A 14,600-nucleotide genomic window follows, 5' to 3' on the forward strand; every position below is an offset into this window, starting at 1 on the left:
GGTTGCCGCTGTCATGGTGTGCCTCCAGGGTGGTCACGGAGTTCGACGAGCAGGTCACGGCCGGTCACGCGGACGGAGGTGCCGAAGCGGGCGCAGGCGATGGTGAAGCGGTCGCGGATCCAGCGCCAGTCGTCGCCGGTGGCCATGCGGGTGTGGGCGTAGTCCAGCTTGAGGGGCAGGGCGCGCAGCCGCACCGGGCCGTGCTCGTCCAGGGTGACCAGCCACAGGAGCCCGAGGTCGTTGCGCTCCAGCGGGTCGGTGGCGTAGTCGTCGACGAAGTCGCCGAGGTCGTACAGGATGTGCGGGGCGACGCCGTGGAAGACGTGCGCAGAATGGCCCGCCACCAGCGTGGCCCCGGACTCCAGCAGCGTGTGCGCGGTGGTGCGGATGTACGGCAGCGGCTCGGCGACCATGTTCGGGCCCCAGTGCGGAGTCAGGAGAACCAGGTCGGAGCGGTCGCGCAGGCTTGTGATGGTCTCTTTGACCCATGAGGGCGTCCCGGCGGCCAGGTCGGCGTCGGCGATGCCGGCCCGGGAGGCGCCGGCGGCGAAGTCGGCGGGGTGGTCGGCGAAGGCGACGATCGCGAGCCGCAGGCCGCCGGCCTCGATCTGGAGCGGCCTGCGGGCCTCGGCGAGATGGTCTCCCGCACCCACATGGCGGATCCCGGCTTGCGCGAGGTGCCGGCAGGTGTCGCGCAGCGCGTCGTGACCGTAGTCGAGGGCGTGGTTGTTGGCCAGCGTGACGCAGTCGACGCCGAGCTCGGCCAGCAGGGCGGCGGCCCGCGGCGGTGCCCGGAAGTGAAAGCGCTTGCCGGGCCATGGCGTCCCCCGGTCGGAGAGACAACATTCGAGGTTGAGCAGGACGAGATCCGCCTCGGCGAGACGATCGCGTACCTCCGAGGAGAAGAAGGCGTCCGGCTCGGCGGTGCGCTCCAGCTTGTCGGCCACGCCGCGCCCCAGCATCGTGTCGCCCGCGAGGGCCAGTGTGAGCGACATGCTGAGATCCCCCCGTTCTGGGCCGCCCCTACCTTCTGTGTTCTGCCCGCCACAGGCAGGAATTCATCACAGAGAGGGCGGCGACCCGCCTTCGCAGGCCATATGTCCGACCTTGACACTGCCATCCTCGCGAAACTATGGTCCTGAACACACAATAAATGTTTATTCAAATAAACACGTATAGCTGGTTTGCAAATTCTGCGAGCCGGTTAAGGCAATCAATTCGCACAGAATTACGTGGTCAGATGGATATGATTCTGGATGAGGACGCCTGCCTGGAACAGCTATGGCGCGTCCGGTTCAGCCCGGACGGTCGGCACGCCCGCTGCCGGCGCTGCGCCGAGGAACGCACGTTCCACCGGCTCCACAACCGCCGCGTCTACAGCTGTGCCCACTGCGGCGAGCAGCTCAGCCCGACCGCGAAGACGCTCTTCCACGGCTCCTCGACGCCGCTGCGCCTGTGGTTCGCCGCGATCGTCAGGGAACGCGCGTCCGGCGGGCGGCTGACTGCTCAGTCCCTGGCCGATGAGCTGGGCCTGTCCTACGCCACCGCGTGGCGGCTGCTGAAGAAGGTACGCGAACACCGCGACGAGATCGACGCGCTCGCCCCCGCCTGGCAGGTGAAGCCCGTCGCGCCGGCGCCGGACGAGACCGGCCGGAGCAGGGAGGAACAGCTCCTCCAGGCCGCGCGGGCCGTCGTCGTCGCCGATGGCCTCGATGCCACCACCATCAGAGCGGTCGCCAGGCACGCCGGCTTGTCCACCGGGGTCGTGCACTACTACTTCGAGAACAAGAACCAGATCCTGGTCAAGGCGCTGCGCCAGGCCAACGACGAAGCGTGCGGCCGCCGCGACGCCATCATGGCGGCCCCGGGTCGAGCGCGGCCGAGCGGCTCGCTCGCCTGATCCGGCTGTCCATTCCGGAGTCGGGGGTCGAGCGCGAGGAATTCGTCCTCTGGTTCGAGTACTTCCGGGTCGCCATCCACGGCCAGATCGCCGACGCGGACAGCGCCATGGCCGACCGCTTCCGGCAGTACTTCTTCGATGTGATCGAACAGGGCGTCGCCTCGGGTGAGTTCCACCCCGAGGACTCCCCGGCGGACATCGTCGAGCAACTCCTGGGACTGCTCGACGGCCTCGGCATCGCGGCGGTCATGGGCCGTCGCTGGATGTCGTGCGAGCACATGCACGAGCTCGTCAGGGACTTCGCGCAGAACAGCCTCCGGGTCGCGCTCCCCGCGGCCCGTCGAGTTTGAGGAAAGGAAACACCATGGTGAACTGTGCCGTCGTCGGCCTGGGCTGGATGGGCAGGATTCGCGTCGCCGCGCTGGCGGACATCGGCGACGCCCGGCTGATCGCCTGCTGCGACGTCGATCCGAGCGCGGCCGGACACGTGCCCGACGGGGTCCGCTTCTCCACGGACTTCGCCGAGATCGTCACAGCGGACGATGTCGACGCGGTGTTCGTCAGCACCCCGGACGGCCTGCACAGGGAGGCGGTGATCGCGGCTCTGCGGGCGGGCAAGTACGTCTTCTGCGAGAAGCCGATCGCGACCACGCTCGCCGACGCCGACGCGATGGTCGCCGCCGACCCCGGGGGCCGCCTGGTCATCGGCCATTCGCTCCGATCCGACCCCCGTTACCTGGCCGTCCGGCAGCGGGCGCAGGAGGGGACTTTGGGCGCCCCCGTCCACACGTTCACTCGCCGCAACTGGCCGGCGTCCGAGGGACGCCGGCAGCAGGATCAGACCACGCTGCCGCTCTACCTGGCCGTCCACGACCTCGACGCGCTCCAGTGGATCACCGGCTCACCCATCGTCGAGGTGTACGGCGTGGCCTCGGAGACCGAGATCCCCGGGCTCGAAGGGGCCGCGTCGATCGTGGCCACGCTCCGCTTCGCCAACGGGTGCGTCGGCGCGCACGAAACCAGCTGGGCGCTGCCCGACCAGGCCGGCCTGTCGAACGGCGATCACGCCCTGGCGTACGTGGGAGTGGACGGCTGCGCCTATCTGACGGAACGCGACCACGGGGTGGTCATCAACGGCGCCGGGACCGTCGAGTACCCGGACGCGATGAACACCGGCATGTACGCCGCGGAGTCGGCCAGGTTCATCGCGACAGCCCGTGACGCCCTGCCTCCGCTGGTCAGCGGGGCGGAAGGACGGGCCGCCCTGGCCGCGGCGCTGGCTCTGGAGGAGTCGCTGACCACCCGTGGTCCCGTCGCGGTCGCCGGGAGCACCCGATGAACGGCCATCTCATCGACGGCGAAGTGCGCCCCTCGGAAAAGGGCGGGACGTTCACGACCGTCAACCCCGCCACCGGTGAGGAGCTCGGCACCGTCGCACTCGGCGGCGAGGCGGACGTCGACGCCGCGGTGGACGCCGCGACCCGGGCTAGCCGCGGCTGGCGCCACGTGTCCGCGGCGGAACGCGCTTCCCTGCTGCGCCGCCTCGCCGAGCTGGTCCGCGCCGACGCCGCCGAAATCTCGGCGGCCGAGGCACGCGACAGCGGGCGTCCCATCTCCGACTGCCGCGACGACGTCGCGATCTGCGCCGACCTTCTCGACTACTACGCCACCCTCCCGCAGAACATCCGGGGCGCCACCTACGCGGAACAACCCGGCCACCTCACCCATTCGCGGCGCGAGCCGTACGGGGTCGTCGCGGCCATCGCCCCATGGAACTTCCCCTTCTTCTTCGCCGTCACCAAGACCGCCCCCGCGCTGGCCACCGGCAACACGGTCGTGCTGAAGATGGCCGAGCAGACCCCGCTCACCTCGATCCTGTACGGCAAGCTGTGCCTTCGAGCCGGTTTCCCACCAGGCGTGGTCAACATCCTCAACGGCGACGCGGGCACGGGCGAGCTGCTGGCCGCCCACCCGGGCGTCCAGAAGATCACCTTCACCGGCTCGACCGCCGTCGGCCGGAGCATCCGGCGGGCGAGCACCGCGAGCTGCCACCTGGAACTCGGCGGCAAGACGGCCAACATCGTCACCAAGCACGCCGATCTTCAGAGCGCCGCCCGCGCCTCCGTCCACCACGCCTTCTTCAACGCCGGTCAGGTGTGCACGGCGGGATCCCGGCTCCTGCTCGACGAGGAGATCGCCGAGCCGTTCATGGAGATGTTCCTGCGCGCCACCGCGGGGATCGCCGTCGGCGACCCGCTCGACCCCGCCACCCAGGTCGGCTCGCTGGTCAGCCGGCAGCATCGGGCCAGGGTCCAGGAGCACCTCGGCCGCGCCGTCCACGAGGGTGCCTCGATCATCGCCGGCGGGAATCCCTCCGCGGTCGGCGCGTTTCTCGAGCCGACCGTCCTGGACGGTGTCACCCCCGGCATGGCCGCGGCGCAGGAGGAGATCTTCGGACCGGTGGTGGCGGTCATGCGCTACCGAGACCTCGACGAGGCCGTACGCATCGCCAACGGCACGCCGTACGGCCTGGCTGCCACGGTGTGGACCGACCGGCTGGACGAGGCGCTCGACCTGACCGACCGTCTCGACGCCGGGATCGTCTGGACGAACTGCCCCTATCGCGACCACGCCCACGTCCCGTACGAAGGGCATGGCCTGTCCGGCCAGGGCGAGGAGGGCGGGCTCGAGACGATCAGCGAGTTCACCCAGCTCAAGGTCGCCTACCTCGGCTCACCCTCGGCCCCCTGGACGCTGCCATGAGCGCCTTCGTCGAACGCAGGACCATCGACGTCATCCCCGCCGACGAGCGGACCGGACGCCCGCGCGACCTGTTCAGCATCTGGTTCGCGGCCAACATCGGGCCGCTGACGATCCTCACCGGCGGCCTGCCCCCGGTCGTCTACGGGCTCGACTTCTGGTGGAGCGTCATCGCACTGATCGCTGGACTGCTGCTCGGCGGGCTGTTCATGGCGCTGCACAGCGCGCAGGGCCCCCGGCTGGGCATCCCGCAGATGATCCAGAGTCGCGGCCAGTTCGGTGTCCGCGGCTGCCTGGTCGTCCTGGTCGTGGTGCTCGTCATGTACGAGGGCATCTACGCCGCCAACATCGTCTCCGGCGCCCAGTCGGTGCACGCGGTCTTCCCCTCGTTGCCGCTGACCCCGCTGGCCGTCGTCTTCGCCCTGGTCGGCCAGGTCGTCATGGTCGTCGGCTACCGGCTCATCCACCTCATCGGCCACATCATCACGGCCGTGTCGATCGCGTCCCTGGCCGTGGTGATCGTCGGACTGGTCGTGATGGGCCGGATCGGCGCAGACGTGTTCGCCATCGGTGTGCCGACGGCTCGCGGGTTCCTCGGCACGATGGCGATCGGCGCGCTGTGGCTGCTGGCCTTCGCGCCGTACGTCTCCGACTACTCCCGCTACATGCCCGCGCACACCGCCGGCCTGAAGTCCACGTTCTGGTGGACGTACGGCGGGGCCCTGCTGGGTGGCGTGGTGCCGATGGCGATCGGTGTCATCGTGGCCATCTCGGTCAAGGGCGACGCGCTCACCGGCTTGCCCGCCGTACTCGGACAGCCGCTGAGCACGATCGTGCTGTTCAGCTTCGCCGCCGTGATCATGCACTTCAACGCCATGAACCTCTACGGCGCGACCCTCACCGTCGTCACCATGGTGCAGACCTTCCGCAGTGACTGGCTGCCCACGGCACGGGGAAGGGCGGCCATCGGCGCGCTCCTCGTCGTGCTGGCCACGGCGGGTGCGGCGCTCATGTCGCAGGATTTCCTGAACAGCTTCACCAACCTCATCATCATGCTGCAATACGTCTTCATCCCGTGGACGGCCGTCAATCTGATCGACTTCTACCTGATCCGCAAGGGCGACTACGACGTCGCGGACCTGTTCAGGGCGGACGGCGGGCGATACGGCAGGTATGACATACCCGCCCTCGTGGCGTACGCGGTGGGCGTGCTGGTGGAGATTCCCTTCATGAGCACGGCGCTGTACACCGGCCCGATCGCCGACCTGCTGTCGGGAGCCGACATCAGCTGGATCGTGAGTCTCGCGATCACCATCCCGCTCTACCTGGCGCTCGCCCGGCGCCGCATGCCCAATACCCGACCGGCGTGGGAGACCGCCTGACGGTAGACATCCCGGCCGGGAAGGCGATCATCGTCCGGGGACACCGGCCGGTTCCGGGAACCGTGATGGACGGCCAGCAGACCGGCAACCCGCGCCTGGCCGAGGACCTGTCGAAGTTCCCGCGCGCCGTCTACTTCTCGGGCCATTCGCATCTGAACCTGAACGACCCGCGCTCGATCCACCAGAAGAACTTCACCGCGGTCAACGACTCCAGTTCGTCGTACATCGAGATCGACCACGGGTACCAGATGCTCGACGCGGAAGGCCGGCTGGCCGATCGCTTCGAGACTCCCACCGCCCAGGGTCTGGCCGTCGAGGTCTATCCGGGCCGTACGGTCATCAACCGGATCAACCTCAACGCCGACCTCCACGACATCTACACCGGCGGGAAGTGGTCGGCGAACTGGAAGCCGCCGTTCCAGAGTGACGGGACGCTGGCCGGCAAGCCCTGGGAGATCAAGACGGCCGGCAGCGACGCCCAGGTCGTGGAGAACTTCACCTACACCGACGCCAACCGCAACCGTACTGCTCCGCGCTGGGCGTCATCGCACCCGCTCTCGGCGCAGACCGGCAAGGACGGCCAGCTGGCGCTGCGCGTCGAACAGGCCAAGGACGACGAGCTGGTGTACCACTACAAGGTGCGCGTCACCCGGGCCGACAACGGCACCGAGGTGCTCAGCACCAAGGTCGCCAACCGCTTCGACGTGGTGCCCGCCGCCGACTCCATGGACATTCCGGTCCCGGTCACGCGCGACGGCGCGAAGTACCGTGCGGAGGTCGTCGCGGTCGACGCGCAGGGCAACCAGTCCCCTGTCGCCGTGGACATACTGAAGTAGCAGTCGCCTTCGACATCCCGTTACCGATCAGAACGGTCGGTAACAGCACTCTCTTCAGATCGGCTACGCGCGAGGCGGCCGGCTTCGCTTGGGGGAGCCTGGGGTCGCCGAGGCGGAAGGCCCGCCGTCAGCGCCTGCTCCAGAGCATCCGGCGTCTCCCCCGCGACCGCCGACCGGCTCCTGATGCGCCCGTACGATCGTGGACTCCACACCGACCGACTCCAGCCCGACCTGCCCGCAGCGCTGCGAGGTCACCCGCGCGGGCGGTAGCGGCCCGGACCGGCGACGCGAGGGCCATTCAGGAGTGCTCCTCGTCCTCGTCGTCGTCCCAGTCGTCGTCCTCGTCGTCCCACAGGTCGCTGGGCTCCAGTGGGGTGTCGGCGTCGATGAGGGATTCATCGACCTCGCGCCGCCAGGCATGACTGGTCTCCGGATCGGCCCAGGCCAGTTCGATGATCCTGGGGATGGGGATGGTGGCCTGCCGGTGTCCGACCATCCAGGAGTTGCGGAAGAAGTCGAACCTGAGGTGACGGCAGCCGTCCGACTCGTTGTAGATGATCGGCGGTACGAGGAACTGCTCCACGCCGACCTTGGCCGCGACGGTCAGGTAGTCCTCGGGGATGGACTCGTCGTTCCAGCAGGCGGCGAAGTTGACCGGCGTGAGGGCCTTCCTGCCGAGCACGTGGATGAGGTTGTCGCGGATGACGAACCGGTCCGGATCGAGGGCCACGTCCTCACCGAGCATGAGGATCGGCGCGGGCAGGATGTGCGCCTTGGCGAAGGACTGCGCGTCCGTGTAGAGGTCGATGACCTCGTCGAAGCGCGTGGGATCGAAACCGCCCGCCGTGTGGAACGGGCAGCACATCGAGCCGGCCCGCTCCGGCTCGGGGAAGAACGCGGACTTGTCCACCCGGGTCATGACCGACCGGCTGTGCTTGTCCCGCAGGAACGCCGGGATCCAACCGGCGTCGTCCGCCTCGATCACCTCTGTCCGGCACAGTGCGCGGAACCCGGTGCCGCCGAGCTTGCAGTTGAAGTAGTCGAGCAGGGTGATGGCCGCGCACTCCGCCGCCGACAGTGCGTCGGTCTTGGGGAACCAGAAGTCGTAGCCGTTGGCCACGAAGTGCACCCCGCGGAACTCCTTGTGCACGAAGGTCTCACGGGCGGGTCCCGCGTCCGCGCCGCCCCAGTGGGCGGCGGCCACCTGGTTGTAGTACGCGTCGGCGTGCCGGGCCAGTTCCGGCGCGAACACGCTCTCCCCGGTCAGGTAACAGGCCTTGCTGAACAGCGCGCCGATCTCCGGCTCCTCGGTGACCTCGCCGGCGGCGAAGATGAGCTCGGTCCGCAGGAACACCTTGCGGCCGTCGAGGTAGGGGGCGCCCTCGTGCTCGTACCGCTGATCGAAGATCACGCACGTGAACGCGTCGATCTCGCCGAACGCGGCGCCGCCGGCCAGGTCCAGCGCCGGTGAGCCGGTGCCGCCGGTCAGGTACAGCAGCATGGTGTACCTGGAGACGTGCCCCCGGGCCGCGTCGTAGTACGGCGTGTCCCTGTGCAGGTGGAAGTTGGCGTCGCCGGGCTCGAACCCGTTGCACCGGAACACCGGGTTCACATGCGAGAACCCCTCCGCGACCGACGGCGGCAACGCGTCGGCCGCCGCCGCGGTCAGCGCCTCGGCGAGCAGCGCGGAGTGGAAGATGAACCGTTCGCCGCCCCGAGAGGCGGCGTTCAGCGGCGGCAGGTACAGGTTCAGGCCATCGAGCCGCGTCAGCAGGTCCCGGGCCTGCTCCGACGGGCGCAGCGAGAAGGCGAGCACCCCTTCCGCGCGCTCCGCCCGCTCGACCAGCTCCATCTCCAGCGGCACGGCCTCGAAGAGGCGGTCCAGCGGGACGATGTTCTCGAACGTGCGGAAGGACAACTCGTGCGGATCGGCGAAGACGGCCGCCAGGTACGGCGCGTCCGCGCTGGGCCGGGCGAACAACTCCCGCACCCGCTCGTCGAGGTGCTCGGCGTCGATGAACCGTACGGCCTTGAACCGCGCCGACGGATGCCAGCAGACGTCCAGCCCGTTCACCGTCGCGGCCGGGGCGGCGTCGGTCGCGTCCACCTCCGCCCGGTAGCGGGCGGCCTCCTCGGCCGAGGCGGGCCCGGCCGACAGGGCGAAGAACCGGTCCCGAAGTTCGACGCTCACACGCACCTCCACAAACTCCGCAGCTCAGTCGGAAGATTCTCGGCCTGTGCCAGTTTCCGTACGCCGTCCTGGCCCACATCGGCGTCGTACAGCCACAGCCGGGTGAGTGACATCACGAACGGGGCGGCGAGCAGGGCCTCCGCGCCCGCCTCGCCGAGGTCGTTGTAGCGCAGGTCCAACTCGGCCAGCCCGGTGAACCGGTGCAGGTGCCGCACGCCCTCGGCGCTCACCTTGTTGCGCTGCAGGTGCAGGCGGCGCAGCCCGCCCAGGGACGGGGAGGCCGCGAGCGCCGCCAGGCCGGTGTCGGCGACGCGGCAGTAACGCAGGTCAAGCGCTCGCAACCGGTCCGAGGTGAACAGCGTGGCGAGGAGTTCGGCGCCGTTGAAGCCGATGCTCAGATGGGCGAGGTCCAGTTCCGTGAGCCGCCCGAGATCCAGTCCGGCCAGGGCCCGCACGTCCAGGCTGCCCGGCCGCGGCTCGCCGGGGTCCACGGCCAGGTAGTCCTCGCCGTCCCCCTCCCATTCCTCGTCCTCCGGGGCGGGGGCCGGCGTGATTCTCAGCGTGGTGACGAACGGGGCCCGCAGCACCTGCGCCACCACCTCGCGGACGTCGTCCGACCACTCGACGGCCACCTCAGCGGCGAAGCCGTGCCGCCGGGCCAGCACCCGCGCCTGGTCCGGCAGCCCGTCGTCCCATCGGGACTCGTGCTCCGCGACGAGGTCGGCGATCTCGCGCCGCACGGCCGGCCGATCGGCGGGGCGGGTGCGCGGCAGGCGCTGTTCGAGGCGGATCAGCGCGCCTCGGGCGTCGCCCTGCTCCAGCAGCCGGTCGCTGTACGCGTGCCACGCGGCGAAGTCATCAGGTTGAGCCCGTAACGCGTCTTCGATGACCATGACTTCCATTCGAACGAATGTACGGATCAATCTTGACATGTCAAGACAAAGCCTCGATAAGCTACCGCTGACATGACCTTGCGCGCAGGCGTTCCGTCGTCACGAGCGCGTGATCGCCGGCAGGAAGGGTCCTCACTGTGAACGCACCGGCTCCGGCCCGCGCGACGGCCGGTCCCGCCGAGGGAAGAGCGGCGTTCGAGCTCGCCGCCCGTGCCTGCTACCAGCGGATCGGGGTGCCGTTCCCGGAACGGGTCGGTTGGGTGTCCTCACCGCTCGTCGGCGCGTTCGCCGCGCCCATCGCCGCCTGCCTGGCCACCGGCCACCGCAACGGCCGCGTCCTGGACTCGGTCTACCGCGCGGTGGACGATACGGCCGGCGAGGCGATCGGGCAGGCCGTACGCGACGCCGTCCAGGTCGCGGCGGACGGCGGGGTGCACGATCCGGTGCACGGGGCCGCGGCGACCACCCTGCACGCCGAGATCGCCGCGACGGGACACCCCGCGTCGCGCGGCGCGCCCACCGATGTGTGGGCCGCGATCGCCGAGGCCACGGACCGGGGCGTACGGGAGGCGGTGGACGCGGCGGTGGGCGACGTGCGCCAGGACACGATCCGCGGCGCCATCCGCCGGTTGCGGGCGGCCCGCCTGGCGAGCCACCGATCCGCCGCGGGCGCCTGGTGGTGGTGGGCGTTCCGTGACTTCGTCCTGTTCTGCCCGCCCCCGCCGCACGAGCCGCACCGGGAACAGCCCGGCGAGGGGACCGCCACGAGGAGCCGGCTGCACCGTGCCGACGGCCCCGCGGTCGCCTGGGCCGACGGGTTCGGGCTGTACTTCTGGCACGGCACCCCTGTCCCCCGGGTCGTCATCGACGACACCCTCACCGCCGACGAGATCGTCCGCGAGCCCAACGCCGAGATCCGCCGCTGCGCCATCGAACGCCGGGGCTGGGACCGATTCGTCGTCGAGGCCCGCCTGGCCAGGGTCGGACCCGCCGTACCCGATCCCGGCAACCCCGGCCAGACACTCACCCTGCACGATGTCCCCCCGGACGTCTATCCCGAGCGCGTGCGCGTCCTGCTGTGCACCAACGGCACCGTCGAACGGGACGGCACCCGCCGCCGCTTCGGCCTCACCGTCCCCGCAGACTGCGCCGACCCGGTCGAGGCCGCCGCCTGGACCTACGGTCTGACCTCCGCCCAGTACGCCCAGGCACAACGCCGATCCTGACCTCCGAGGAGCCCGAAGAAGATGCTCACCATCAAACAGGCCATCGCCGCCTTCGGCGTCGACGTCGACGAGCACCTCGACCGGCAGGCCGAGATTCCCGTCCTGTCCGGCCTGCAGTTCCAGGGCGACGTCGCCGTCGTGCCGGTCACCAGGCAGCCGGTCCGTACGCCCATCCCGGCCTCCGGCGTCCCGGTCGTCCGCGGCCAGGCCCAGGCCAACACCCACCTCCTGGTCGCGGACGGCAAGGCGTTCTTCACCCCTGACCGGTCCAGCGGCACACTGGTGCTCGGCGTACTGACCGTCGAGGAGGGCGCGACCGCCTACCTCGCGCACCCGGAACACGCCTTCACCGGCATCGCACCCGGCACCTACGAGCTGCGTCGCCAGCGCGAGCAGGCGGACCAGGTCCGGCTCGTCGCCGACTGAGGCCCAGGATCGCGGTGCTCATGCCGCCGACGAGGTGTTCGATCGCGGCGAGGCGGGCCGGTAACCCAGCCGGCCGCGCGTCGCGATGAGCACCAGGACCGCCGCCGTGGTGCCCGCCAGCAGCGTGACCCGGGACGCCGGCGCCGGCGTGGCGATGGACGGGAACATGTCCGCGTAGACGATCGACATGAAGTTGTTGATGCTGACGTGCAGCAGCATGACCAGCGGCAGGCTCTGCCCGGTCCGGTTGAAGACCCAGGTGACGACCACGCTGAACGCGCAGCAGAAGGCGATGAACTCGCCGACCCGCATCCAGGTGACGTCCGGCCAGCCGCCCCACTCGGTCAGGAACAGTGGCAGGTGCCAGACGCCCCACAGTGGGCCGAGGAGCGCGGTGGCGCGCAGCGGGCCGAACCTGCGTTGCATGCGGTCCAGGGCGAAATCCCGCCAGCCCGGCTCCTCCGCGAGCCCGGTGGTGACCATTTGGAGCATCAGGCCAGGTACGTAGGCCACCAGCACGGCGACGGGCGGCATGGTGAGCTTCTCGCCGGCCATGGAGGCCGCGGTGACGATGATGGCGGTCGGGACGCCGAGCGCGGTCACCAGGTACCAGATCCAATTGACCCGCCATTTGGTCATCCGCCCGATCCAGCGGCGGACGCCCTCCTTCCCTTCCGTGACTCTGGTGACGATGTAGGCGGCGAAGATGGGGCCGAGATACGCGCCAGGGAGCACGCCCAGGAACTGCGTGGTGCCGAGCAACGTGGGGAAGGTGAAGTCCAGGATCCCGAGCCCGTTCGCCGACAGGACATAGGGCGTCCAGGCGGCCCAGCTCATCGCGTTGGCCAGGACGAAGAAACCGAGCAACGGACGGCGGCGGATGAAACCCCTGGGGGGCGTATCGCGCTCGGCGGCCGATCGGCTGTTGACTGCCATTCGCTGTTCCCTTGGGAGGGTGTGATGGACGCTCATCAGCACATCAGCCGCGGGCGTTCTGATCATTCCCCCGCACACCCCAAAGAGAGGTACAGCCAGGGGTACCGCCATCCCAGGGGCCGGGACGCCGGTCAGGAACGCCAGATGAAGGTCACGGCTCTGGAGCTTCGTGCAGCAAGGAGGGTGTCGTCGGGTGTCCAAGAGCGAGGCGTACTCTCGGTCAGTGGCCCGCACGCTTGTGACCAGGGATGACGCTCTACACCGAGGCGGCCTTGCCCTCATGGACGTTCAGCCGGCTTCCCTCTCCGCCCAACTGGCGCAACAGACTGCGATTGTCCGTGCGTACCCACTCCTCGACGAGACGCCCCTGGTCATCGAAGCGGAAGATGTTGATGAGGTCGAACACGACACGTTCGCCGTTGGGCGGCAGCGGGCCGGCCGGTGACTGGGTGAACTCGCGGACGAAGGTGCCTTCGATCCAGGTCTGGCAGGCCATGTGGTCGCCTTCGGCCACAATGATGCCGCGCCGGATCGACCGGTCGTCAAACGCCTCGCGTACCGCCGCGAAGTAGGCGTCGAGCCCGGCGAAGCCGGACTCGAAGCCGTCCGGCCCGTGAAAGCGGAACTTGTCGGTGTCGAAGTACGTCGCCGCCTCGGCCGGATCCTCGCCCGACACCTCCAGCTCACCGGCGCGGATCAGGCGTGCCACGAGTTCTTCCCGAGTGAATTGCTTTGTCATGGCAACCAGCCTGCCCATTTCCTGTCATGCAGTCCAACGATGGTTACGCATCGATTCCATGAGTAATGCGCATGGTAGGTTCTGGCCATGGCCGAGTTCACGCTTACCGGTCTCCGAGTCGTGCACCAGGTCGCCACCGCAGGATCGTTCACTCGGGCCGCCGAGATGCTCGGCTACACCCAGTCGGCCGTCTCCCGCCAGGTCGCCGCCATGGAGACGGCGGCTGGCGGGCCGCTCTTCGACCGCAGCCGGCGTGGGGTGGCGCTCACCCCGGCCGGTCAGGTGCTCATCCGGCGCGCGACGGAAATCCTCGCCGACCTGGCGGCGACCGAGCACGAACTCGCAGGCCTGCGCGACCGGCTCGCCGGCCGCCTGACGATCGGCGCCTACCCCACCGCCGCCATGGCGCTGGTTCCGCGAGCGATGGCTCAGGTGACGGCCGGCCATCCGGGCCTCGCCGTGGTTCTGGAAGAGGCCTCGACGCCCGCCCTGCTCCGGCGGCTACGGACCGGCCGGCTGGACGTGGCGGTCATCGGGGTCGGCCACGGCTTGCCGGACTATGACCTGAACGAACTCCGGCAGACCCCGCTGCTCCAAGGAGACCTCCTGGTGGCCGTCCCGGACACGCACCGATTCGCCGACCACGCCCGCGTCACCGTGCAGGACCTGGCCCAGGAGCACTGGATCGCCGGAGAGGGAGGGCCGGGCGAGCCGCAGTTCGGCGCCTGGCCGACCCTGTCCGCCCCCCACATCGCCCACACCTCGCGCAGTTGGTCGACACGCCTCGGCCTGGTCGCGGCAGGTCTGGGCATCACGGTCATCCCCGACCTGGCCCTGCCCGCCCTGCCGGCTGGCGTACGAGCCGTGGCCGTCACCGACAGCCACTGGACCGGCCGCGCGACCGTCGCCGTGACCAGGCCGCGCCCGCTCGCCCAGGCACAGGCGATGGTCACCGCCCTGCGGAACCAAGCCACCAGCCTCCGCTCGGACGCCCACCCCATCGGCTCGTGATCACCAGCTGGATGAGACCGAAGGTGGGCCGGTAGCTTCCCCACTCGTAGTTGTCGAGGGCGGTCCAATGGAAATAGCCGCGTACGTCGACGCCGTCGGCCATCGCGTCCGCCAGGCCGGCCAGGCGCCTGCGGTGTAGGCGACGCGGCGCGTGTCGTCGTCGGTGGCGATGCCGTTCTCGGTCACGACGAGCGGGACACCCGGGGCGAGCTCGGCGGCCCGGCGCACCGCCTCGCCGAGGGCCGCAGGGTAGAACTCCCATCCGGTGAGGGTGCGTTCGGCGTCGTCGGGGACGGGCAG

General features: G+C 69.8%; 15 protein-coding genes. 9 read left to right on the top strand and 6 right to left on the bottom strand.

Features of this window, described 5'->3' with window-relative positions; genetic code table 11:
* Window positions 1-11: 11 nt before the first annotated feature.
* Window positions 12-995, bottom strand: a complete 984-nt coding sequence (locus DMB42_RS00670; RefSeq protein WP_125629571.1) for a CapA family protein — start codon at window positions 993-995, stop codon at window positions 12-14.
* A 245-nt stretch (window positions 996-1,240) separates the two neighbouring features.
* Between DMB42_RS00670 and DMB42_RS00675 the strand changes: the two genes are divergently transcribed.
* Genes DMB42_RS00675 through DMB42_RS00700 form a run of 6 tightly spaced genes read left to right on the top strand, consistent with a single transcriptional unit; the run spans window position 1,241 to window position 6,878 of the window.
* On the top strand, window positions 1,241-1,900 hold the full coding sequence (locus DMB42_RS00675) for a TetR family transcriptional regulator (RefSeq protein WP_185844396.1): 660 nt from the start codon (window positions 1,241-1,243) through the stop codon (window positions 1,898-1,900).
* Window positions 1,834-2,250: a TetR family transcriptional regulator C-terminal domain-containing protein gene (locus tag DMB42_RS00680; RefSeq protein WP_125629575.1), complete on the top strand. Its 417-nt coding sequence runs from the start codon at window positions 1,834-1,836 to the stop codon at window positions 2,248-2,250. The genes DMB42_RS00675 and DMB42_RS00680 overlap by 67 nt, the downstream gene beginning before the upstream one ends.
* 14 nt (window positions 2,251-2,264) lie before the next feature.
* A complete protein-coding gene (locus tag DMB42_RS00685) occupies window positions 2,265-3,239 on the top strand; it encodes a Gfo/Idh/MocA family protein (protein WP_125629577.1) in 975 nt (324 codons plus the stop codon).
* On the top strand, window positions 3,236-4,663 hold the full coding sequence (locus tag DMB42_RS00690; protein ID WP_125629579.1) for an aldehyde dehydrogenase: 1,428 nt from the start codon (window positions 3,236-3,238) through the stop codon (window positions 4,661-4,663). The genes DMB42_RS00685 and DMB42_RS00690 overlap by 4 nt, the downstream gene beginning before the upstream one ends.
* A complete protein-coding gene (locus DMB42_RS00695) occupies window positions 4,660-6,042 on the top strand; it encodes a cytosine permease (protein WP_125629581.1) in 1,383 nt (460 codons plus the stop codon). The genes DMB42_RS00690 and DMB42_RS00695 overlap by 4 nt, the downstream gene beginning before the upstream one ends.
* Window positions 6,027-6,878 (top strand): hypothetical protein, encoded by an 852-nt coding sequence (locus DMB42_RS00700; protein ID WP_185844397.1) that lies wholly within the window; start codon window positions 6,027-6,029, stop codon window positions 6,876-6,878. The genes DMB42_RS00695 and DMB42_RS00700 overlap by 16 nt, the downstream gene beginning before the upstream one ends.
* Before the next feature lie 298 nt (window positions 6,879-7,176).
* Here DMB42_RS00700 and DMB42_RS00705 read toward each other — a convergent pair whose 3' ends face one another.
* Window positions 7,177-9,069 carry a hypothetical protein gene (locus DMB42_RS00705; RefSeq protein ID WP_125629583.1) on the bottom strand — a complete coding sequence of 631 codons (1,893 nt, stop codon included), beginning with the start codon at window positions 9,067-9,069 and terminating at the stop codon, window positions 7,177-7,179.
* Window positions 9,066-9,962 carry a hypothetical protein gene (locus DMB42_RS00710; RefSeq protein WP_125629585.1) on the bottom strand — a complete coding sequence of 299 codons (897 nt, stop codon included), beginning with the start codon at window positions 9,960-9,962 and terminating at the stop codon, window positions 9,066-9,068. The genes DMB42_RS00705 and DMB42_RS00710 overlap by 4 nt, the downstream gene beginning before the upstream one ends.
* Window positions 9,963-10,099: 137 nt before the next feature.
* Here DMB42_RS00710 and DMB42_RS00715 point away from each other — a divergent pair, with 137 nt between their 5' ends.
* Window positions 10,100-11,188 (top strand): DUF6745 domain-containing protein, encoded by a 1,089-nt coding sequence (locus DMB42_RS00715; protein ID WP_125629587.1) that lies wholly within the window; start codon window positions 10,100-10,102, stop codon window positions 11,186-11,188.
* 21 nt (window positions 11,189-11,209) lie between these two features.
* A complete protein-coding gene (locus DMB42_RS00720) occupies window positions 11,210-11,614 on the top strand; it encodes a hypothetical protein (RefSeq protein ID WP_125629589.1) in 405 nt (134 codons plus the stop codon).
* Between the two features lie 18 nt (window positions 11,615-11,632).
* Here the strand turns inward: DMB42_RS00720 and DMB42_RS00725 are convergent, their stop codons facing one another.
* Both DMB42_RS00725 and DMB42_RS00730 read right to left on the bottom strand, forming a co-directional pair.
* Window positions 11,633-12,550: a CPBP family intramembrane glutamic endopeptidase gene (locus DMB42_RS00725; protein ID WP_125629591.1), complete on the bottom strand. Its 918-nt coding sequence runs from the start codon at window positions 12,548-12,550 to the stop codon at window positions 11,633-11,635.
* A gap of 256 nt (window positions 12,551-12,806) precedes the next feature.
* Window positions 12,807-13,259: an ester cyclase gene (locus DMB42_RS00730; RefSeq protein WP_221761944.1), complete on the bottom strand. Its 453-nt coding sequence runs from the start codon at window positions 13,257-13,259 to the stop codon at window positions 12,807-12,809.
* A 117-nt stretch (window positions 13,260-13,376) separates the two neighbouring features.
* On the opposite strand from DMB42_RS00730, the gene DMB42_RS00735 reads away from it, so the two are divergent.
* A complete protein-coding gene (locus DMB42_RS00735; RefSeq protein ID WP_125629595.1) occupies window positions 13,377-14,300 on the top strand; it encodes a LysR family transcriptional regulator in 924 nt (307 codons plus the stop codon).
* Here the strand turns inward: DMB42_RS00735 and DMB42_RS55900 are convergent.
* Window positions 14,239-14,562, bottom strand: a complete 324-nt coding sequence (locus DMB42_RS55900) for a family 1 glycosylhydrolase (RefSeq protein WP_312024709.1) — start codon at window positions 14,560-14,562, stop codon at window positions 14,239-14,241. The two genes, DMB42_RS00735 and DMB42_RS55900, sit on opposite strands and share 62 nt — an antisense overlap.
* Window positions 14,563-14,600: the final 38 nt, after the last annotated feature.

This window comes from Nonomuraea sp. WAC 01424 (assembly GCF_003947315.1).
Taxonomy (GTDB): Bacteria; Actinomycetota; Actinomycetes; order Streptosporangiales; family Streptosporangiaceae; genus Nonomuraea; species Nonomuraea spiralis.